The 20748-nt window shown below is 60.8% G+C and carries 20 protein-coding genes; 8 read left to right on the top strand and 12 right to left on the bottom strand.

The features are described 5' to 3' along the window. Positions 1-4 precede the first annotated feature (4 nt). The 12 genes from AP428_RS29905 to AP428_RS29865 form a co-directional block, all read right to left on the bottom strand. On the bottom strand, positions 5-379 hold the full coding sequence (locus AP428_RS29905; protein WP_227745872.1) for a hypothetical protein: 375 nt from the start codon (positions 377-379) through the stop codon (positions 5-7). Positions 380-591: 212 nt separating this feature from the next. Then, positions 592-2304, bottom strand: a complete 1713-nt coding sequence (locus tag AP428_RS36260) for a TniQ family protein (protein ID WP_082409477.1) — start codon at positions 2302-2304, stop codon at positions 592-594. A gap of 434 nt (positions 2305-2738) precedes the next feature. Next, positions 2739-3320 carry a disulfide bond formation protein B gene (locus AP428_RS36255; RefSeq protein ID WP_227745873.1) on the bottom strand — a complete coding sequence of 194 codons (582 nt, stop codon included), beginning with the start codon at positions 3318-3320 and terminating at the stop codon, positions 2739-2741. Positions 3321-3340: 20 nt separating this feature from the next. Beyond that, the gene (locus AP428_RS37830) at positions 3341-3493 is read right to left on the bottom strand and encodes a DUF5993 family protein (RefSeq protein WP_227745874.1); all 153 of its coding nucleotides are present in this window, start codon (positions 3491-3493) and stop codon (positions 3341-3343) included. 138 nt (positions 3494-3631) lie between these two features. Further along, the gene (locus AP428_RS29900) at positions 3632-5722 is read right to left on the bottom strand and encodes a flagellar biosynthesis protein FlhA (RefSeq protein ID WP_054928528.1); all 2091 of its coding nucleotides are present in this window, start codon (positions 5720-5722) and stop codon (positions 3632-3634) included. Beyond that, the gene (gene flhB / locus AP428_RS29895) at positions 5719-6858 is read right to left on the bottom strand and encodes a flagellar type III secretion system protein FlhB (RefSeq protein WP_054928527.1); all 1140 of its coding nucleotides are present in this window, start codon (positions 6856-6858) and stop codon (positions 5719-5721) included. The genes AP428_RS29900 and flhB overlap by 4 nt, the downstream gene beginning before the upstream one ends. Beyond that, positions 6855-7652, bottom strand: a complete 798-nt coding sequence (gene fliR, locus AP428_RS29890) for a flagellar biosynthetic protein FliR (protein WP_054928526.1) — start codon at positions 7650-7652, stop codon at positions 6855-6857. The genes flhB and fliR overlap by 4 nt, the downstream gene beginning before the upstream one ends. Before the next feature lie 7 nt (positions 7653-7659). After that, entirely contained in the window at positions 7660-7932 is a 273-nt protein-coding gene (gene fliQ / locus AP428_RS29885; RefSeq protein WP_054928525.1) for a flagellar biosynthesis protein FliQ, read from the bottom strand. Further along, positions 7932-8678, bottom strand: coding sequence for a flagellar type III secretion system pore protein FliP (fliP, locus tag AP428_RS29880; RefSeq protein ID WP_054928524.1), 747 nt, complete (start codon positions 8676-8678; stop codon positions 7932-7934). The genes fliQ and fliP overlap by 1 nt, the downstream gene beginning before the upstream one ends. Then, on the bottom strand, positions 8675-9016 hold the full coding sequence (gene fliN / locus AP428_RS29875; protein WP_054928523.1) for a flagellar motor switch protein FliN: 342 nt from the start codon (positions 9014-9016) through the stop codon (positions 8675-8677). Before fliN ends, fliP begins: the two co-directional genes overlap by 4 nt. 8 nt (positions 9017-9024) lie before the next feature. Beyond that, positions 9025-9819, bottom strand: coding sequence for a FliM/FliN family flagellar motor switch protein (locus tag AP428_RS29870; RefSeq protein WP_164725428.1), 795 nt, complete (start codon positions 9817-9819; stop codon positions 9025-9027). Between the two features lie 199 nt (positions 9820-10018). Then, positions 10019-10927, bottom strand: a complete 909-nt coding sequence (locus AP428_RS29865; RefSeq protein WP_054928521.1) for a flagellin — start codon at positions 10925-10927, stop codon at positions 10019-10021. Positions 10928-11828: 901 nt separating this feature from the next. Here AP428_RS29865 and AP428_RS29860 point away from each other — a divergent pair. The 8 genes from AP428_RS29860 (at position 11829) to AP428_RS29825 (ending at position 20742) form a co-directional block, all read left to right on the top strand. Then, entirely contained in the window at positions 11829-12605 is a 777-nt protein-coding gene (locus AP428_RS29860; RefSeq protein ID WP_306303131.1) for a response regulator transcription factor, read from the top strand. Between the two features lie 23 nt (positions 12606-12628). Then, the gene (locus AP428_RS29855) at positions 12629-15028 is read left to right on the top strand and encodes an ATP-binding protein (RefSeq protein WP_054928520.1); all 2400 of its coding nucleotides are present in this window, start codon (positions 12629-12631) and stop codon (positions 15026-15028) included. Positions 15029-15300: 272 nt separating this feature from the next. Beyond that, complete coding sequence (fliE, locus tag AP428_RS37710) at positions 15301-15621, top strand: flagellar hook-basal body complex protein FliE (RefSeq protein ID WP_054928531.1); 321 nt, start codon at positions 15301-15303, stop codon at positions 15619-15621. Beyond that, on the top strand, positions 15621-17267 hold the full coding sequence (fliF, locus tag AP428_RS29845; RefSeq protein ID WP_082409474.1) for a flagellar basal-body MS-ring/collar protein FliF: 1647 nt from the start codon (positions 15621-15623) through the stop codon (positions 17265-17267). Before fliE ends, fliF begins: the two co-directional genes overlap by 1 nt. After that, positions 17251-18303 (top strand): flagellar motor switch protein FliG, encoded by a 1053-nt coding sequence (locus AP428_RS29840; RefSeq protein ID WP_054928519.1) that lies wholly within the window; start codon positions 17251-17253, stop codon positions 18301-18303. Before fliF ends, AP428_RS29840 begins: the two co-directional genes overlap by 17 nt. Beyond that, positions 18300-18977, top strand: a complete 678-nt coding sequence (locus tag AP428_RS29835) for a FliH/SctL family protein (RefSeq protein WP_054928518.1) — start codon at positions 18300-18302, stop codon at positions 18975-18977. The genes AP428_RS29840 and AP428_RS29835 overlap by 4 nt, the downstream gene beginning before the upstream one ends. Continuing rightward, positions 18974-20281 (top strand): FliI/YscN family ATPase, encoded by a 1308-nt coding sequence (locus tag AP428_RS29830; protein WP_054928517.1) that lies wholly within the window; start codon positions 18974-18976, stop codon positions 20279-20281. The genes AP428_RS29835 and AP428_RS29830 overlap by 4 nt, the downstream gene beginning before the upstream one ends. Then, positions 20278-20742, top strand: coding sequence for a hypothetical protein (locus AP428_RS29825; protein WP_125381088.1), 465 nt, complete (start codon positions 20278-20280; stop codon positions 20740-20742). The genes AP428_RS29830 and AP428_RS29825 overlap by 4 nt, the downstream gene beginning before the upstream one ends. Positions 20743-20748: the final 6 nt, after the last annotated feature.

Raw genomic sequence — 20748 nt, 5'->3', positions numbered from 1 at the left:
CGCGCTACAGCAGCCGCTCGGACAGCACGCGGAATGCGACGTCGGGCACGACGAAGCACAGCGGTTCGCCGGTCGCGCCGATGCGGGCGAGGAAGTCGCCGCCGCCGGTGGGCCCGACCATCTTCAGCGGCCGTACCGCGTCGACGTCGATCGGCAGGTCGATCGACGCATGGGCAAGACGATCGCAGTCTTCCACATGGGCGACGGCCGCGTGCTGCAGCGACAGCGCGGCGACGGCCGCGCGCCAGTCGTCGAAGAACGGCGCGAAGGCGTCGGGCAGCGTCCGGTCGTGCGACGCCTCGGCCGTGCAGCGGAAATCGGGCGCGCTGCCGCCGCTGCCCGCCAGCCGCGTGTCGTAGCGGCCATCTTTGAGTGACAAATATCGTGGATATTTCGACTGCCTACCGTGTTCACCAGGCTTGGTTGTAACGCAAGAGTGACAAAGATTTCATGTTACGGATCTTTGCGACGATAGCGTTAGAGTTGCGCCGCGACGCAAGGCTGCCCTGGCGAGTTGATTTTAGGCGAGCTTGGCGGCCGATTTAGGAGCAGACAATGAGGCAGATTTTTTCCCATAATGGGCCAAACCTCTCAAGGCCTGATGAGTGGCGACGGTGATTGAGCAGCCGATGCGAGATAGTAACGTTCGACAAGCATTGTCGCGAAGCAATCGACCATCGGTGTATGCCATAGTCCAGATCGGTTGACGACGGTGCTGACCGTCACACTTTTGCCTTGTTCCGCGAGCTGGTTCACCGCCCATTCGAGCGAGCGGAGTCTACGATGCCGGTTAAATGTACGGATCACTGTCGAGAGGGATGGGCAATAGGATAGTGCGACGTTGACCTGGCTGATTGTTAGATTCGCATGTGCAGCGAGGGTAGGCCGGCGAATCGCGCGTGGTCGAACGGAGTTGGATGACAAATTGCGTACTGCTTCAACCAGCAGCACGAGATGGTGCATGGCTCGTGTGGGCGTCTGTCTATCGGTGCGAAGTGGGCGTTTCCACTTGGTATGCTGGTTTTCGAGCCAGGGGCGGTCCCTTAGCCTCGCGCGGATGCCGGCGGGAGTGTTCAACAGGTTGGCCCATATAGCCGCAACCAACTGTCTGTGCTGACGCAGGAACTGTTCAATAGTTCGCCGATCGTCGGCGATGGTGGGCATCTGCGTTTTCTTGAGTCGGATGACGCTGGGCCATTGCCGGACAAGCCACGACGCATCATATAGCCGCAAATACCAATATTCTCGACCGCATTGCGACGGCCGGCAGCCCGGGCGGACTCGCACTTTTTCGATCAACCGTTCGCGGATGCGCTCGACGGTCATGCGTTCGGAGAATGAGACAGATCGAGAGTCGGGCGTTTCAGCCGTTTTGGCTACGTGCGCATGGAGCGTGTCGAGGTCGAGATTGAGCGCAGCGAGCAGCGCGCAACACTCGCGCGCCAGAGCATGGCGGAACGTGTTGCGCAATTGCACGCTCGCGGCAGCGTCGATGCCGCGAAATAGACTCGTGGCTTTATCGCCCATGTCCGCACCGAACGCGCGTTGGAGCGTGGTCGCGTAGTCGGCCGGGTGCATTGCATCCCGCAGAAAGGCTCGAATGGGATCTCGAGCATGGGTGAACGTGCAATTTTTCAAGGCACTGACGCTGATTTCCACGAGCCGCTGCATGACTTCAGTCGGCTCGACATACTGGGCGGTTTGCGTCAGATCTTCGCCGCAGTGGCATCGAATTCGGGCGGCTTCGATAGTAGCTAGGCGCGGCAATAGAAATGCGCGTCGGCATTGCGGACACGTAGTACGTAGTCGAACGAGATGACGGTAGCAATATGCAACATTTGGCAATTGATGTGCGCGATGCCAAAACGGCTCGCCGTACTCATGAGTATCGAACGAGAGACATAGTGGACAATAGCGTATTGCGGTTTCCGCGCGTCGGCTGTTTAGGATGTTGCGGAGTTGAGAGGAGGGCCGGTTTCGCGAGGTATAGAGTTTCGGTAACGATTGCGTGCCAGATAAATGACCATCGAGTCCATTTGCCGCATCGAACGTTAACCGATAGGGAAGCGTCGTTAGCGTGACGAGTACATCCTCATAGGATTGGCCAAGCATCGCGACGAATGGTTCGATGTATTCAGTGTACGGGACAATGTCGTATAGGGAGCGCGGGCGCACACTTGGCACCCCTGAGTTTTCCAGGAATTTACGCCATGCGATTGGACCATTATGCAGTCGGATCCGCGCGAGCCAAGATCCAAATAGTTCGTCCGGATAAGAGGCCGGCACGAACAGCAAGGGTGTCATGCGAGTCGGCCCTTGGGGTCCGCTATGATCTGACAAAACAGTGCGCCACCGGCAGGGGCGCTATCGCCTACTTTGGCGAGCATGGCAAGCACCGTCGCGCGGGTTCTATCGGCAGAGACGGCAGCAGGGCAAGACATAGGAATTCTCCAACTCTCGATGGTCGAGGTTCGCGAGATCATTCGTCCAGTATAGCCGACGCACGAGTGCCCTGCCGGCTTCCCGCAACGCGCCGCACGGCCGGTATGTGTGGCATCGACGTCGATGCCACTTTACATACTTTGAGCGGGGCACTGACCGTAATTTCAAATGCGTGGGATTGAATTGATGGATTCGCCGGAGTTCCTCAGGTGCTTGGCCGTGCGTATCGCATGCGCGATTATTTGTTTTAACAAACCATCATTTCACATAGAAATACTGCCCGCTTTCCGGAATGCTCAATTATTTCGAAAATGTTCGAGCAGTTGGTACACGACGGGATCGCTCTCGCACTGACCGCCACCGCACTCAAGTAACGTCGATACGAGATTGGCGATGATCGTCAGCCCGAAGACTGCCATCGCGATTCGCCCGCTGGTACTCATCGACGCTGGTTGCACAGTATGGCTTGTGCGGCGGACGGCAAGCAGCAAGGAAACATACAAAATGATCAACACCGACGCGATAAAGCACCATGTGTAGAAATGCAGGCCCCACAGAGCTGAACCATACGCTCCTGAATCAGGTGAGATGTGTAGCAGTACCTGACGACCCGCGATGACGCCGGTTGCGACAGCGCTGACGAGCACGCAGCAATAATGTGTGCCACGTACGCCGTATCTGACGTTCATTGCGAATCCGATCCCGGCGAGGATCAATCCGACGCGCTGCAGTAAGCAAAGTGGGCAGGGTAGCTCATTGAATGCAAGTTGATAATAGAATGCGATGAGCAGTGCTGCACTAATCGCAATTAATGCAAGGAAATCTAGCGTATTGTTCGTCGTCGCGTTGTCGTTGCTATCGTTTCGTAGAATCTTCATTTCCATTATCGAGATGTAATTTAGAGGGATAGATTGAGCGAATCTGTCGCGTGATGAGCGAATGTGAAAAGTGTCGAGATCAGCGCGACGACGAACAAAGAGATTGTACGTGAACGTGTACCGTATATCATTGAGACGAACGATGCGAGTGACAACAGGAACGGAAGAAACATAAAAATTTCTAGTCCTTCAGGTGGTGGTTAAAACGAACAGCGTAACGAGGTTGGGTAAAACTACCGAAAATCGATTGCCTGTCACAGGTTGGAATAGAAGAGCCGGCAAGGTCGCCGTAGCGATCATGGCAGGGGGCGTCATCCGAGCGTGCCGACAACGTTGACTTCCTTATTGTCGGGAATTTCGTTGTATGAAAGCACGGTTAGATCCGGTGAGAACAGTTTGGCGTACCGCGCGAGCATCGGGCGAATGCGTGGCACCACGATCAGCACCGGTGCGGAGCCCATTTGTTTCAGTTGTTCGACCACCGCCGGCATATGGGTCTGCAACTGCGAGAGCACGTTCGGTTCGACCGGGAAGTTGTCCAGCGGCACACGCGTGCCCGATTGCTCCGCGAGACTGAGCGCATTCAGCAGAATGTTCTCGAGTTCCACCGTCAGGCTGAAGCCCTTGAGCGCCTCGTGTTGGGCGCCCAGTCCGGCCACGATCTGGCGACGCAGTGCGCAGCGGACTTCGGCCACGAGCAGTAGCGGGTCCTTGGTGGTTTCCGCGGCCTCCACCAGCGTGGCGGACACGGTCTCGATGTCCTTGATCGACACATTCTCGGCCAACAACGTACGGAACACCTTGCGCAACTGACTGTGCGTGAGGCATTTTCCCAGCGCATCGGCCAGCGCTGGCGCAATGGCCGTCAGGCGTTCGATGATGGCGGTCACATGATCGTAGCTGAACAGGTCGGGAATCGTTTCGCGAATTAACTTGGCCGCATGCGTGGCGATCACCGTCGCGCAATCGACGACCTGGTAGCCGAGGCCGAGGGCATGGGCCTTCTGGTCGGGCTCGATCCACGTGACGGGCATGCCGTAGGCAGGGTCGATGTCGGGTGTGCCATCCAATTCCCCGTAGACGGTAGGTGACGGAATGGCCATCAGCTTTCCCGGTTGCACTTGGGCCTGAGCCAGTTTGGTGCCATTGAGCATGATGGTGTAACTGGAGGGGGGCAGGCTCATGTCGTCGCGCGCGCCGATGGCCGGTAGCAGGAAGCCGAGCTGTTCCGATAGGGTTTGTCGGGTGCCATGCAGGCGGCGCACCAGTGGCGCGCCCTGAGCGCGGTCCAACATCTCCACCAGCTTGTAGCCGAGGGATACCGAAAGCGCGTCCACATACGGCAGGCTGCTCCAGTCGAACGATTCGTTGCCGGGCGCGGCTAGCGTGGCTTGCATGACGCGGGCGGTTTCTTCCGCCTCGACCGCTGCGGAGGGCGAAGTCCGCTGCGTCATCCGATAGCCGACGTAACCGAGCACTGCTGCAAAGCACAGAAACACCAATGTCGGCATGCCCGGGATCAGGCCCAGCGCGGCCATCAGTGCGGAAGCGCTGAACAGCACCAACGGCGAAGCCAGCAACTGCTGGCCGACCTGTTCCTCGAAGTCGCGTGCATCGTCGATGCGGGTGACAATGACCGCGGCGGCGGCAGACAGCAGGAGGGCGGGTATTTGCGCGACCAGGCCGTCCCCGATGGCCAGCAGCGCATACTTGTGGAATGCCTCGCCTGCAGGCAAGCCGTGCATGATGACGCCGATGATCACGCCACCGATCATGTTCGTGATGAGAATCAGAATGCCGGCGATGGCGTCGCCGCGCACGAACTTCGAGGCGCCATCCATGGCGCCGTAAAAGTCGGCTTCGGTCGTAACGTCCTTGCGGCGTTGCTGGGCCTGTGCCTGTGTGATGACACCGGCGTTCAGATCGGCGTCGATGGCCATCTGCTTGCCGGGCAGCGCATCGAGGGTGAAACGCGCCGACACTTCCGAGATGCGCTCCGCACCCTTGGTGACCACGACGAAGTTGATGATCATCAGGATCACGAACACGACCAGCCCGACCACGAAGTTGCTGCCGATCACTACATTGGCGAACGATTCGATCACTTGGCCGGCTGCGCTCGCGCCCGTGTAGCCATTGAGCAAAACTACGCGTGTGGATGCGACGTTCAATGTCAGGCGCATCAGCGTGGCAGCCAGGATAATGGTCGGGAAGGCCGAGAAGTCCAGCGGTCGCTTCACGGTCACGGCCACCATGACCACCACGATGGACAGCACGATGTTGAACGTGAACATGATGTCCAACGCGGCTGGCGGAAGCGGCAGGATTACCATCGCCAGGATGGTGAACAGGGCGAGAGGCGCAGCAAACTTCAGGCGCTTGAGCAGGTCGATCACGTTCATCGGGATTGGGACTTTTGCAAGTGTTCGGGAATGGTGATGCCAGTGGGTAGCGATGGTGAAACGTCGCGTCCGCCGTTGCGGAATGCCTTGATCTGTAAAACGTAGGACAACACCTGCGCTACCGCGCGATACAGCTCTGCCGGAATTTGCTGATTGATCTGGCTGGTGTGGTAGATCGCACGCGCCAGCGGCGGCAGCTCGAGCACCTCGACGTTGTGCCCTCGGGCGACGTCGCGAATGAACAGCGCAACCTCATCGACCCCCTTGGCTACGACGTACGGCGCTTGTGCTCGCGTTACGTCGTACTTGAGTGCGACTGCATAGTGGGTCGGGTTTATCACCACCACATCTGCGGTTGGCACGGTCTTGCGGATTCCCTGGCGCGCGATCTGGCGCTGGATTTGGCGGATGCGGCTCTTGACCTCGGGCTTTCCTTCGGATTGCTTCATCTCCTCTTTGATGTCACGCTTGCTCATCCGCTGGCCGCGCTTGAAGATGATTTGTTGTACCGGTATGTCGACGAGTGCGAACACGATGATGATGCACGTTAGCGTGAGCGCAGAGGTCAGGAACAGGTTTGCCCCACCGGTCAGTGCATCGGCGAGCGGCGCGCCTTGCAAGCGGATGAAGCCGCTCAAGTTGGAGCGGCAGACGATGAAGAGCGTGGCCATCAATACGAGGGCCTTGAGCACGGTCGTGCCGAACTGGACGTAATGCTTGCCGGACACCAGGCGCTTGAGCCCGGAAAGCGGGTTCAAGCGGTTCAGCTTCGGCATGACGTTCTTGTGGCTTAGGGTCCAGCCGCCCGGTACCAACGACGCGACGATGATGCCGGCGGGCACCGCGGCCAGCGGGGCAAGCATCTTGCACAATAGCAGTGCCGCTGCGGGAAATAGCATCGACGCCGCATTGCCGATCCTGTCGTCGCCGGAAAGGTCTGCAAACGACAGCGCGAAAATGTGCTTGAGTTCAACCAGCCACGCTGGGGCTAATACGACGATAAGCTTGAGAGCAATCAGAATTCCCACACACGTGCCGATATCTCGCGAACGTGCAACTTGGCCTTCCATTCTGGCTTTGCGCAGTTTCTGCGGGGTGGCCTTTTCGGTCTTGTCGCCGGTTTGTTGCTCGCTCATTGCATTCCCCCGTTGCCGAGGGGCCGCGTCGCGAGTCGATCGTAGAGTTCTAGAACGTGCTCCACCATGCGACCGTAGTGATCCGGCAGTGACGGCAACAGCAGCGTCAGCAGTAACAGCCCGAACATGGTCGTGATCGAAAAGCCCAACGCGAAAAGATTCAGTGCGGGTGCTACGCGATTGAGGAGGCCCAGGCCGACTTGTACTACCAGCGTAGCGAACATCACCGGAAGCGCCAACGCCACGGCGGCGGAGAACACCCAGCCTACTGCGAATGCGAGATGCTTGAGCGCGTCGAGGTCGAAGGCAAAACGACCGACCGGCCAGACTGCAAAGCTGCGCGCGATGACAGCCGTCAGGATCAGGTGGCCGTCAACTGCGAAGAACAGCAGGATGAACACCACGTACATGACGCTGGTGAGTACGTCGGCCATCTGGCCATTCATCGGATCGTTGATTTGCGCCATGGACAGGCCCAATTGCGACGACGCGACGGTACCGAAAATCTGCAGCGCGCCCAGCACGAGATGGAACACGAAGCCGAGCAGGCCGCCTATCAGGACCTGTTCGGCCACGGCAGCCACACCTTCGAGCTGCAGCAGGTCGATCACGGGCATCGCCGGAATACCGGGCTGTATGGCTAATGCGAGGATGAGGGCGATCAGCAGGCGAATGCGCACAGGGACCATTGCGTCACCCAGGATCGGCGACGCGGCCAGCGCGGCAGCGATTCGGCAGAAAGGCCAGAAGATCGTGTTCGCGAGCGGCAGGAGCTGGGCAAGGACAATTTCCATTGCCGAGTCACCCGGTCAGTTGTGCGGCGCGGCTGAAGATCTCAACCGTGTAATGCATGACGCGGCCGGTCATCCACGGGCCAGCCAGCGCGAGTGCGACCAGCGTCGTGATCAGGCGCGGAAGAAAACTCATCGTCTGCTCGTTGATTTGCGTCGCGGCCTGGAATATGGCCACCAGCACACCCGTGATCAGGCCTGGTGTAATCAGCACGAGGATGATGACGAGCACCAGGCGCAACGCGTCGACGGCGAAGCTGGCAGCCAGATCGGGAGTCAGCATCAGTAGGCCTTCACGCTGGTAATGAGGGTGTTGACGGTAAGTGACCATCCGTCCACCAGTACGAACAAGAGCAGCTTCAGCGGCAGCGAGATGACGAGTGGCGACAGCATCATCATGCCCATTGCCATCAGCACGGACGCGACAATGATGTCGACGATCAGGAACGGGATGAACAGCATGGCGCCCATCTGGAACGCAGTCTTCAGTTCGCTCAGCACGAACGCCGACAATTTAACCAGGAACGGCTGCTTCTCCGGGTCCGTGATTTTTTCGGTGCCAGAGAGTTTGGCCATCTGCGCAAGCGTGGCCTTGTTCGTCTGCGCAAGCATATAGCGCCCCAGCGGTTGTTCCGATGTCGCGAGCGCGGCCTGCATGCTGATCTTGCCCTGGTCGTATGGCACGAACGCCTTTTGCCAGATTTCCTCGCCGACCGGGCGCATCGTAAGCATGGTCAGCACCAGCGCGACACCCGTCACGATGCGTCCCGGCAATCCTTGCTGCAGGCCTAGCGCCTGCTTGACCAGTGACAGCACGATCACATAGCGCAGGAAGCTCGTCATCGTCATCAGCAGCGCGGGCAGTAGCCCGAGCAGCGTCATCAGAACGAGGATCTGAGTTTTGACTGTAAAGCCTTGTCCGCCGACGGCATCGGATGCGAGCGTCAGCGTGTCGGCTTGAACGAGTGCGGGCACTGCGAAAACGGCTAACGCCAGACCCAGATGGGGCAGGAGGTCGCGATTCTTCATGTCGCAAGCGAGTTGAGGTCGTCGAGTTCGATGATGCGTAACCCGTAGTGTTCTCCCGAGACGACGACTTCGCCCAAGCCCACCGGCGTACCATTTACCTTGATGACGAGGGGTTCGCCGGCAAGGCGATTGAGCTCCACCGTGGAGCCGGTTTCGTACGACAGCAGATCGGCCAGCGGTACGGTGGCCTCCCCCACCTCCAGCGTCAAGCGCACGGGAATGCGGCGCAGCATACGCATCGAGTCGCGCGGCGAAGCAGGTTCGGTGATGGATTGGGGATCGTCGCCCAGATCCAGATCGCTCAGCGCGGAGAGATCAAGGTCGGTGGTCGAGGTCATGTTGGGGGTTACTCCACGGGTTCGAAAGAAGTAATCCACAGCGCGCCTTGGTGTTCGGCCAAGGCCGCGCGGTAGAGGCGGACGTTGTCGACGAGCACGTCGACGGTATCGGGCAAGCGAACGGGCAGGACGTCGCCTGGCCTCATGCGAAGCAGTTCGTCGAGGCGCATGTCCTTGGACAGCACGTGCACCGACATCGTGACGGGGATGCACACGTTGGCCGGAGCACTATCGGGTGCAGGACGCACGTGCTGAGCATCGAGGCGTGCAAACAAGTGGTCGACCCACCTGTCGTCCAATGCGAATTCGACGTCGCCACCGACGTTGCGCAAGGGGTCCGAGATGGTCATGCGCAGGACGCGGACGCCCGGGCCGAGCAGGACGTCCCCGCTTGGCAAAAAGGGCTCTGCCTGGTCGCCGAGCATCGCCGAAGCAAACGCGGCTAGCAGCGCGGTGTGTTGTTGTGCCGCGAAACGCCGTTCCGCCCCGGTTTCCGGCACGGGCGCTGGGGCGTTCGGCACGGCTTCGTCCAGCGAAGTGTCGTAATGACAGGCCAGCAGCGCCAGCAGTAGCATGCGGTCGCAGCGCACTGAAATCTGTCCATGGTTGCATGCATAGGTGCGCCAGACGGCCGCATTGCGCGACCGCATCGCGGCGACAGAGAGCTCGGTGACGACGAAGCGCGTGCCACGGCGCAGATTGAACCGTTCATGAAGGGAGTGGTCGATTCTGCGCTTGATATCTTGCAGCACATCCTCGAGCAAATGGTATGGACGCCCCAGCGTGCACGGATCAAGCACCACCGGAGATGCGGCTCGGCTGCTGCGGGAGTGGGAGGGAGATGCTGACACGGTCAAGGGGTCGTTTTGAAGAAGAGTGGGCGCCATTGTCGGCAGCGTGCTGCATGGAGCGGAGAATGTTGAACAGAGTTTGAACACCCCAAAAAAAACGACCCGCTCGCGGCGGGCCGGTTTTGGACTCCAGTGAATCGCGAGGCAATGCTTACTGGAGCAGCGACAAGACCATCTGGTTCATGCTGCTGGTTTGCTTGAGCATGGACATGCTGGCTTGCAGCAGCACTTGCTCCGAGCTCATCTTGGCGGATTCCGATGCCATGTCGGCGTCCATGATGCGGCCTTCGGCGTCAGCCGTGTTCGTCGACATGTTGGCCAGGTTGTTGTGGGTGTGCTCGAGGCGGTTTTCTGCCGCACCGATGGCCGAGCGCAGCGCGCCCACGTCGTCAAGCACGTTGTTGATCAGATCGATCGTCGCGTTGGCCTCCTCAGTCAGCTCCTTGCCGGCCACTTCAGGCTGGCCTGCTTCCGGGCCCTTGTAAGTTGCCGACAGGCCCTCGAACTTGGTGTGCGCGTTTGTGACGTGCTTGGAGAAATCGACGGTCATCGTTTCGTCCTTGGTGGCGCCGATCTGGAAGGTGATTTCCTTGGTCAGGCGACCGCCCTCGCTCGCTACCGTGTCGTCTGCATTTTTGACTTCCTTCTGCATCAGCTTGGCGCCGCCGTACGACGTGTTCTTCATGATGTTCGACAGTTCCTTGCCCAGCGCATCGTACTCGGCCTGCATGGCAGACTTTTCGTTTGCCGAGGACGATCCGTCAGCGGCCTGCGTGGCCAGATCCTTCATGCGGTACAGAATGTTGGTGACTTCCTTCATCGCGCCGTCCGCGGTTTGGAGCAGCGACGATGCATTTTGCGTGTTCTGCATGGCCATGCCCATGCCGCGGGTTTGCGCTTGCAGGCGCACGGCGATCTGCAGGCCGGCAGCGTCGTCCTTGGCGGAGTTGATGCGCAAGCCGGTGCCCAAGCGGGTCATCGTGGTGTTCAGGCTGCTACTGGTGCTGCCGATCGCCTTCTTGATGTTCATGGCGGCGGCGTTGGTGTGCAGGCTCAGCATGGTATGTAATCCTTAAATCTAGACTAGGTTTGGGGTATTTGTTTGTCGCTGCCCACTTGTCAGGAGGCGACGCCTGTTCAAGACGGCAGGCGATCCACAGACGTTAAATCGAATCGAGTCGGCCAAGCGGGAGATGCGGCGCGGCGGACGTGCAAACGTCGAGATTGCTTCTCCGCTGGCGGGGGAATGCTTGCCATTTGAGCGGTGCCGAGCGATGGCGCTATGAGTCGCTGCAATAGCGCCAGTGAAAACTGGCCGCGGCCTTTTGCCGTGGACTGATCTCGCGTATGTCCGTGCGCGCTGAGATAGGCGGGCTCGCCACGGGGGGGGGGCAGTGAATACTGCTGTGCTGGCGTTCCCGCGCGTAGCGACATGCAATTGATTCGGCCCGTTAAAATGTGGCGACTCCGGAAAATAAGAGTTGTCTGATATTGGGCATGGCGGATTTCGCTCACACTTTAGCTCTACATTGGGATCTGTATCGCAGGTCCAAAAGGAGCTGGTTTGAGATTCAGGTCTCGCCGCGCAAACTTCACACTTGGCATTTCTCTTGCCACCGGTTCGCACTTGGATGGCCCGTCCGTTAGGTTGCTGGCGATTCGCCGGCAGTGACGAGCGTTGCGCATGACGCGTGTTGAGAAACGTACGAGTTCGGTTTGACTGACGTCTGATCTTCAATCTCATGGCCTTTCTCGCACCCTGTGCATGCGCGGGCTGCTGACGCAGTGCCGAGCGATTTCGGCTCCGCTGAAATGTTTGCGGCCTCGCGATATTTTTTCGCATCAAGGACGCCGCAATTCGTAGTGTGCATTCTGTCTATCCTTGCGGGGGGAACTCCGCTGCTTAACCGTGGGCTCCACGAATTCCGTTCGATCGCGTATTGACGGGGATACGTCAGTGGGTGCCTCCCAAAATCCTCATCAGTCTCGCAATCATGTCGACAGTCACACCCGCCGATGCAAAAAAGCCGCGCATTGCGCTCCTGGAAGACAACGTCGCACATGCGAGAACCGTTCGGCACTGGCTCGAGGCCGCGGGCTACGACGCTATTGTCGAGCACGACGGCAGCCGCTTTATCGACCGCATCGGCCACGAGAAGGTCGATATGCTTCTACTCGATTGGGATGTGCCCGGCATGACCGGCATCGACGTGCTGATAGACATGCGCAAGCGGGTCGACTATCTGATTCCCATTGTGTTGCTCACTCAGCATGACGACGAGCGCGACATCCTGCACGGGTTGAGCTGCGGGGCGGATGACTATCTGGTCAAGCCTATCAGCGAGCGAATGTTGATTGCGCGTGTTATCGCCCAGTTGCGCAAATGGTACCCGGGGGTCCAGCGCAATCAGCAAATCAAATTTTCCGGCTTCGTCCTGGACGAGACCACGCGCACGGCGACGTTGCCCGACGGCGAACAAGTCTCGCTGCCTGAGCGTGAATTTTCCATTGCGCTGTACCTGTTCGCGCACGCCGGACGCGTGGTGAGTCGCGATGTGCTGCTCAAGCAAGTTTGGGGTGCTGCGGATTCGTCGAATGTCGGCACGTTGGCGACCTATATCACGCGGGTTCGAAACGGCCTTCGCCTGCGTCCGAACAGGCTCAGAATTTCGAGCGTGTATCGCTACGGGTATCGCCTCGAGCGGTTGGCGGATGGTGCCGACAACGACCTGGATTGAGCTTGCAGCAAGCTGGTGGCTCTATGCGTGCACTCATTTCCCGCTTGATGACGATCGGCCCCTTGCGAGGCATTGTGGTCCTTGCGATGCTGGCGCTGGCTGCGTTGAGCGGTAGCCCCGGCAGCGGCGTGGTGTCGGGCGCGCTTGATCGTGTGCTGTTCGATATGATGGCGCAGGTGGTTGCGCATCGGTCGACGCAACAGGTGGTGGTGGTCAACATCGACGAAGGGGTGATCGCCCAACTGGATCCGCATGGCATGGACGCGTATTTGGCGCAATTGCTCGGCGCCCTTGGGAAGGCGCGCAGCGTCACGCTCGATTTGCCGCTGTGGCCCGGGTTCGATTATTCGAGTCTGCGCGCCGGCATGCGAGCATGTTCGCATACCGTGTTGGTCGAGCCGGGCCTCGCTGGGCACGCAGGAAGCTGTTCAAGCTTGCTGCCGCCGGCACTCAGTTCGCTTGCTGCCGCGCGCAGCCAGCGAATCGTTACGATGGGCCACTACGGTGTGGTGAGCGGTTTCGTACCTTACCGTCTGTCTGCAGGCGTCCGTTATGCACACGTTGCGCTCGACGCGCTGCGGGTGGCGGGCATCGAGCCGCCGTTGCCGGTCGTTGATTTCGTCAGGCCATACGCGCAGTCGATCGGGGCCGCCCGCACGCCGGCGGTAATGACAATGCTGCCGGCATCGATGCACCTCACGCAGTATTCGGATATTGATGTGCTGCAGCAACGCGTGCCTGCGGATGCGTTTGATGGGAAGGTGGTATTCGTTGGTAGTCACGCGTGGGGCGCCGGAGGGATGTTCCAGATCTCGTCGCTCAACTCGCACGAGGTTACGCGCTCACAACTCGACGCGCTCATCGCCGACGCCGTGGCGTCAGGCAATCTCGCGCGCGAAGCGCCCGCCGTCGTCGGGGTGTCGATCTATCTGGTCCTCGCGTTCGGCGTCGTGCTGATCTGCGTGTTTGTGCCTGGTCGGGCGGTGCATCTGGCGGCGCTAGGCTGGGGCGCGCTGATCTTCGCCGTTCCACTGGGAATGTTGGTATTCCATATCTGGTTGCCGCTGGGGCTGCTTCCGGTTGTTTGCCTGCTGATCTACGGCTTTTTTGCGTGGGAGCGACATGCTCGCATGCTCTCGATGTTGCGAGGCGAATTGCGCGAATGGGGAGCGATCGCCGCCGCGATCCATCCGCGAGAGGGTGCCGCCGCGGTCGCTGCGCCGTCCGGGCGGTCCGACGAGCTGGTCGGCATCAAGGCAGCGTTGCTGCAGGTGCGCGGCTGGCAAAAGCTCTACGTCGACATGGTCAACCAGTTTCCGTATCCAGTCTTTCTCACGATGGGCGGCCACGTTGCCGTGTGGAACGCGAAGGCTGCCACTTTAATGCGCGAGGACTCCGCGGGTGACCTGTCCGACGCTCGATTGCCATTCATGCAAGTCGAGCGGCTCGTGGCCGAGAGCGTATGCAAGGGCGGAGACACCAGTCGTGAAATCGAATGGGGCGGTCGTACCTATATGCTGATGTGCGAACGGCTGTCGAGTGGGCTGAGCGGGGATACTTCTTCCGACGGCGATATGCAGATGTCCCACCTGGTTTGTCTGATCGACCTTTGCGATCTGAAGGGATTTGTCTCGCACGACAAGTGGATGTTGCGTCATATCGCCCATGATCTGCGCAGCCCACTAACGGCCATCCTGTCGTTGATCGACCGCCGGGGCGCGTCCGTTGGCAGCAATCCGGACGGGGAGTCGGATCGCGCCTTCCTGAGCGATCTACGGCAGCAGGCTTCATACTCGCTACGTATTGCGAAGGACTTCATGCAGTTGAGCCGTGCCGAACGACTCGATCGGACCGAATTCGAACCGGTGGCATTGAGCGAGGTGGCCGAAGAGGCGATCGACCAGAACTGGCTCGCCGCCGAGCAAAAGGGCGTCGTGTTGCGCGAACCGGCATTCTTGGTCGAAGACACCCTCGTTGGCGGAAATGGTGACATGCTCATGCGTGCGGTCGTCAACGTGTTGGACAACGCGATCAAGTATTCGCCGCCTGGTGCCGTTGTGTCGCTCACCATCGGCTCGGCTGGCGAAGGCGCACTGGTACTGAAGGTGACTGACAGCGGCATCGGCATGACTGACGACACGGTCCGTCGCCTGTTCGAGCCGTTCTTCCAGGCCGAGCGCAAGGCCGACGGCAGCGCCAGCGTCGGATTGGGGTTGCCTTTCGTCAAGGCCGTGATCGAAAGACACGGTGGCACGGTTGCCGTGCACAGTGCACTTGGTGGCGGCACCGTGTTCGAGCTGATCCTGCCGCGCATCTCGGCGAAAGAGCGAGGCGTCGGATCGCTGGAAACGGTCAGCGTAATCCGACCTGCGACGATGGCGATGACTGCGGCGCCCGCGCGTGACTGCCGGTTCGCCATATAGCGCGACGCCGGGGGCGCACGTGAGCCGCACGTCGTGCTCTTGACTGCCAGGGCCTGACGTCTGACGGCACGGGCGCTCGGGCGCGGGGCCGCCCCGAACCCTGTTCCTCCGTTTTGTACCGGCTCATTTGCCGTATGGTCGTTCTCTGCCTGATTGAGCGCGAGAAGTAGCGACAGGCCGCCGTTAGCGCGCCAATCAATGTTTCGTTGAACATTCTCGTTCTACGACGGATGACGTCCCAGAATCCGTGCCATAGCCAATCTGGAGCCGCCATGACTGTCGACCTCTCGAGCGCGATGCTCGATTCGATTCGCCAATCCGTCATCCCAAAAAACGATGACCCGAAAACCGAAGCCGCCTCTGCCGACATCGCGGGAGGCTTCGCCGATTTACTCAAGCAGGCCGTGCGTGGCGCGGATGCGCAACAACATCACGCCGACGATCTCGTCACCGCCGTGGAAACCGGCGCCAGCGATGACCTCGTGGGCGCCATGCTTGCCAGCCAGCAGGCAAGCCTGTCGTTCTCCACAATGGTCCAGGTGCGCAACAAGGTCATGAGTGCTTTTGACGACATCATCAAGATGCAGGTTTGATGAGGACCGCAAACGTGCTTGCTCAAGTCAAGGCTCAGATTGCGCGCTTCGCGCCTCCCGGCCATTTCCGATTGCCGTCCCCCGCGGCGCTGTCCAAAGTGGTGCCCATCGTCATCCTGGCGATTAGCCTGGCCGCGCTGACCATGATGCTGATGCATCGTCAGGACTCGCGCTACAAACCGATTTTTGGCTCCCAGGAAACCGTGGTCGCCGCCGACATGATGGCCGCGCTGGACGCCGAAGGCATTCCGTACCGTATCCACCCGGACAGTGGCCAGGTGCTGGTGCCGGAGCAGAAGCTCGGTGCCGCGCGCATGATGCTGGCCGCCAAGGGCGTGGTAGCCAAATTGCCGGAGGGGCTGGAGCAGGTGGACAAGAGTGATCCGCTGGGCGTCAGTCAGTTCGTGCAGGACGTCCGGTTTCGGCGTGGCCTCGAAGGCGAGCTGATGCAGAGCGTTATGGCGCTCGAACCGGTGTCGTCGGCTCGTGTGCATCTGTCGATTGCTAAATCGGCGTCGTTCATTCTGGCCGATGGCGACAAGAGTTCGGCATCGGTGGTGCTCACGCTCAAGCCCAACCGCAAGCTGAGCAAGGAGCAGATTGCCGCGATCGTCGCGCTGGTAGCGGGCAGCGTGGCGAACCTCGACCCGGCCCGCGTGACGGTGATAGACCAGGCCGGCAATCACCTCTCCGCGCAGATCGATCCGGTACTGGGAAATTCCACACGCGATAGCGAGTTGGGTGCGCAAATGCGTGAACAGGTATTGCGCAATATTCGCGAGTTGCTCACGCCTGTGTTGGGGGACGGCAACTTTCGCGCGAGCGTTGCCGTCGAGCTGGACCACGATCGCGTGGAAGAGACCCGCGAGCAATACGGCGAGGCCCCGAAGGTGACACAGGAAGCGATTCGCGACGAGAAGGACATCGGTCAGGCAGCGTTGGGTGTACCGGGTTCATTGTCGAACCGCCCGGCGCCGCCGTCGACTGCCAGCATGCCCGAAGCGCCACACTCGGCCAAGAACGCGCAGACACGCCAATACGCTTACGACCGCAATGTCGTCCAGATCAAGCGCAGTCCCGTGCGCGTAAAGCGCGTGAACGTGGCGGTGGTTCTGAACAACGCCGCCGCGCCCGGCGGTGGAAAGGCTTGGGCGCCAGCACAACTTGCGCAGGTGGACACGATCCTGCGCAATGGCTTGGGCATCGATGCCGACCGTGCAGATGCACTGACGGTGTCGTCGCTGGACTTCCGCGGCACGCCGGTGTCCGTATCGCAGCCGTGGTGGAAACAGCCCGACAACATCGTAACGATTGGTACTTGGGCAGCGTGGGCATTGGGTGCGCTACTCGGGTTCGTATTCATCTTCCGCCCGCTGCTTAAGGTGCTTCGCATTTGGGCCAACGGCGGGCGCGACCCGCAGTCGCAAGGCGCCAACGCCGTACCCGGCGGTCCGGAAACCCCGGCGCTTGCGGCAGCCGCCGACGCCGACACGCAGCCCCTGCTGCTGGCCGACGCGAATCTCCCGCCGATTGGCTCCGGCGCCGACGTGCTGATCGCACACCTGAAGCATCTGGCCGCTCAGGACCCTGAGCGCGTTGCCGAAGTCATCAAACCCTGGATTCGAGACGATGAGCACACCAACTGACGTACCTGCGACCGTGGACACCGTCATAACGGCAGGCCCGCCGGCCCAGAATCTTGCCGCGGTAGAGCGTGCCGCCATCATCCTGCTCAGCATCGGCGAGGAAGCTGCGGCGGGCGTGCTGCGATGCCTTTCGCGCGAGGAGTTGCTGGACGTGACACTGGCCATGTCACGCATGCAGGGCGTCAAGGTGGAGGCTGTGCAGAGCACCATCGAGCACTTCTTCACGAATTTTCGCGAGCAGAGCGGTGTACGGGGTGCTTCGCGCTCGTTCTTGCAGCGCTCGCTTGAGATGGCGCTCGGCGGTGTGGTGGCCAACAGCGTGCTCAACAAGATTTACGGTGACGCGATAGGCCCGAAAATGGCGCGCCTGCAGTGGGCACAGCCGCAATGGCTTGCCGACCGCCTGCGCGATGAGCACGTACGCATGCAAGCCATGTTCCTCGTCTTCCTGCCGCCGGAGCAGGCGAGCCGCGTGATTCAGGCGCTGCCCGAAGTGCGACGCGAGCAAGTGCTGCTCGATATCGCGCGTCTGACCGAGATCGATCATGACCTGCTGCGAGACTTGGAAGACGTAGTCGACGGCTGCATCGCTAACCTTGGCACACAAAGCACGGCCGTCGAAGGTGTGCGGCAGGCCGCCGACATCATTAACCGTATGCCGGGCGACCGCGCCCACATAGTGGAAATTCTGCGTGCCCGAGACCCGGAGTTGGTGGCAGCGGTGGAAGACCTTATCTACGATTTCGCGGTGATCGCGAACCAGGATGATGAGGTGATCTCCGTCATTCTCGAACATGTCGACACGGCGCTGTGGGGCGTGGCGCTTAAGGGTGCCGACCCAGCTGTGCGCGACGCACTGTTGCGCTCGATGCCGCGGCGCGCGGTGCAGGCCTTCGAGGAGATGTTGCGCCGGACGGAACCCGCAATCCCGGGCAAAGTCGAGTCGGCGCGCCGCGAAATCATGGACATCGTACGAAGACTTGCCGACGACGGCGACATCGAACTTCGGCTCGTGGCGGAGGAAGCACTTCGATGAGGACGTACCGACGCTATGCATTTCCCTCGCTGGCACGCATTCGCGCGGCAAGCGAGCAGCTTGGCGGATTCACGGCGCCCGACGAGGTGGATCTGCTCTCCGAGCAACTGCATGTACCACCGGCCGCGGAATTGCTTGAAGAAGCTCGGCAAGCGGGTTACGAGGAGGGCTTTGCCGCCGGCGAACGAGTCGGCGCCGAAGGCGCACGCCGCGATGTGCGTTCTGGGTTCGATGCGCTGGTAGCACCGGTCGACGCGCTGGTTCGTGGCTTCCAGCGCGTGCAGGAAGCGTATCGAGCCAAGGTGCGCAGCGAAGTGGCCGAGCTCGTTGGCGACGTTGCCCGGCAGGTTGCGCGTGCGGAGCTTGAAACTCGTCCCGAGCGGATCCTCGCGTTTGTGGATGAAGCCGTCGGCACGCTGACGAAACCGCCCGAATCTGTCAGCGTGCGACTGAACCCGGCCGATTACGCGCGCTTAGCTGAAGCGGCACCCGACCGAGCGCAGGGCTGGCAACTGGTGCCGGACGACCGGCTCGAGCCCGGCGAATGCCGCGTGCGGGCCGATGACATCGAAATGGACGCGGGCTGTGGTCAGCGCCTTGTCGCCTGCATCGAGCGGATTACCTCGCAGCTTGCGCATGCCCATGCCGATGACTCGGACGGAGTGCCAGCATGAACGAATCCGTACTCGGCAAGCTTCACCTTGGCGATGTGCCCGTCGCAAGGCCGGTAGGGCGCTTGTCCGCCGTCTCGGGCCTCCTGCTTGAGGTGACCGGCTATGCATTCGAGACCGGTCAACTCGCACGGATCGAAACCGCATCGAATGACTGGCTCGACGCCCGCGTGGTCGGCTTTCGGGAAGGCGTGTCGTATTTGATGCCCTTCAGGCCCGCAGAGGGTTTGGCCGCGGGCGCGCGCGTGTTTGGCGATGAAGGTGCGCGCACACTGTCGATCGGCCCGGCATGGCGTGGCCGTATCGTCGATGGTCTCGGTGAACCGATCGACGGCCGTGGTCCGCTCGTCGGCGACGCCGTGCTCGATCTGGCTCCCCCGCGCGTGAACCCGCTGCGCAAGCAGCCGGTGGAGGGGGTGATGGACGTAGGCGTGCGCGCGATCGACGGCATGCTGACGTTGGGCCGCGGGCAGCGCGTTGGCCTTTTTGCTGGCAGTGGCGTTGGCAAGAGCGTGCTACTCGGCATGATCGCGCGCCAGGCCGCGGCCGATGTGGTGGTGGTTGGCATGATCGGCGAGCGAGGCCGCGAGGTGCGAGAGTTTATCGAGCACTCGCTTGGCCCCGAAGGCTTGTCCAAAGCCATCGTCGTGGTCGCACCGGCGGATGAATCCCCACTGATGCGTTTGATGGCGACCGAGCTGTGCCACGCCATTGCCACACACTTTCGCGATGTCGGCAACGATGTGCTGCTGATGATCGATTCCCTCACGCGTTACGCGATGGCGCAGCGGGAAATCGCGCTGGCGCTGGGCGAGCCGCCGGCCACGCGCGGTTATCCGCCCTCGGTGTTCGGCATGTTGCCACGTTTGGTGGAGCGCGCGGGCAACGGCGAAGGTGTTGGCAGCATGAGTGCCATCTACACCGTGTTGGCTGAAGGCGACGACGAACAGGACCCCGTGGTCGACACGGCGCGTGCGATTCTCGATGGTCACATCATGCTGTCGCGCGATCTCGCCTCCCAGGGGCATTACCCGGCGATCGACGTGCTGCGCTCGGTCAGCCGCTGCATGTCGCTCGTGGCGCCGCGCGAGCAGATCGACGCGGTACGCAAGGTCAAGCAAATGATGTCTCGCTACGTCAATGTTCGCGATCTGATCCCGCTGGGCGGCTACGTGGCCGGCGCGGATCTCGTTACCGATCACGCCGTGAAGATGCACGACCGGATCGAAGCCTTCCTGTGTCAGGCGCAGGACGAGGTCGCGCCGCGCCAGGCGACGCTGGATATTCTGGCGGAGATTGCCGCATGAACGCCCGACATGTCGTTGCCGGACTATCGCAACTCGTTGCGATGCGTGCGAAGGAAGTGGATCGGCTGGAAGTCGATGTCGCCGCGCGCGACGCGGAAGGCGCTCGCTATCGCCATCATATTTCGCAAATGACTTTGCTGATGCAAAGCGTCGACACCGGTACGCACGTACATCCCGAGCACGCAATGAACGGCGCGCGCTATCGCTCCGCGCTCGCCAATCTGATTCATCTGCACGAGCGTCAATTGGCAAAGCACGAGGCATTGGTCGCGGGCTTGCGCGCGGATTTGTGCCACGCACGCCTGCGTTACGAGCAGATCGATCGAGTTCGCAGCAAGAAGCTTGGCGCGCTCGAACTCGAGAAGCGCGCACGCGATCGCAAACTCGAAGACCAGCAGGCTTCCCAGGCGTGGCTGCGCAGGCGGCTGTCGCAGCAACGTTCGATATCCAACCCATTCTGATCAAGC

Source organism: Burkholderia sp. E168m22 (assembly GCF_001319805.1).
Lineage (GTDB): Bacteria > Pseudomonadota > Gammaproteobacteria > Burkholderiales > Burkholderiaceae > Burkholderia > Burkholderia orbicola.
The sequence above is the reverse complement of the archived record's forward strand: the minus strand, read 5'-3'. Positions and strand labels throughout refer to the sequence as shown.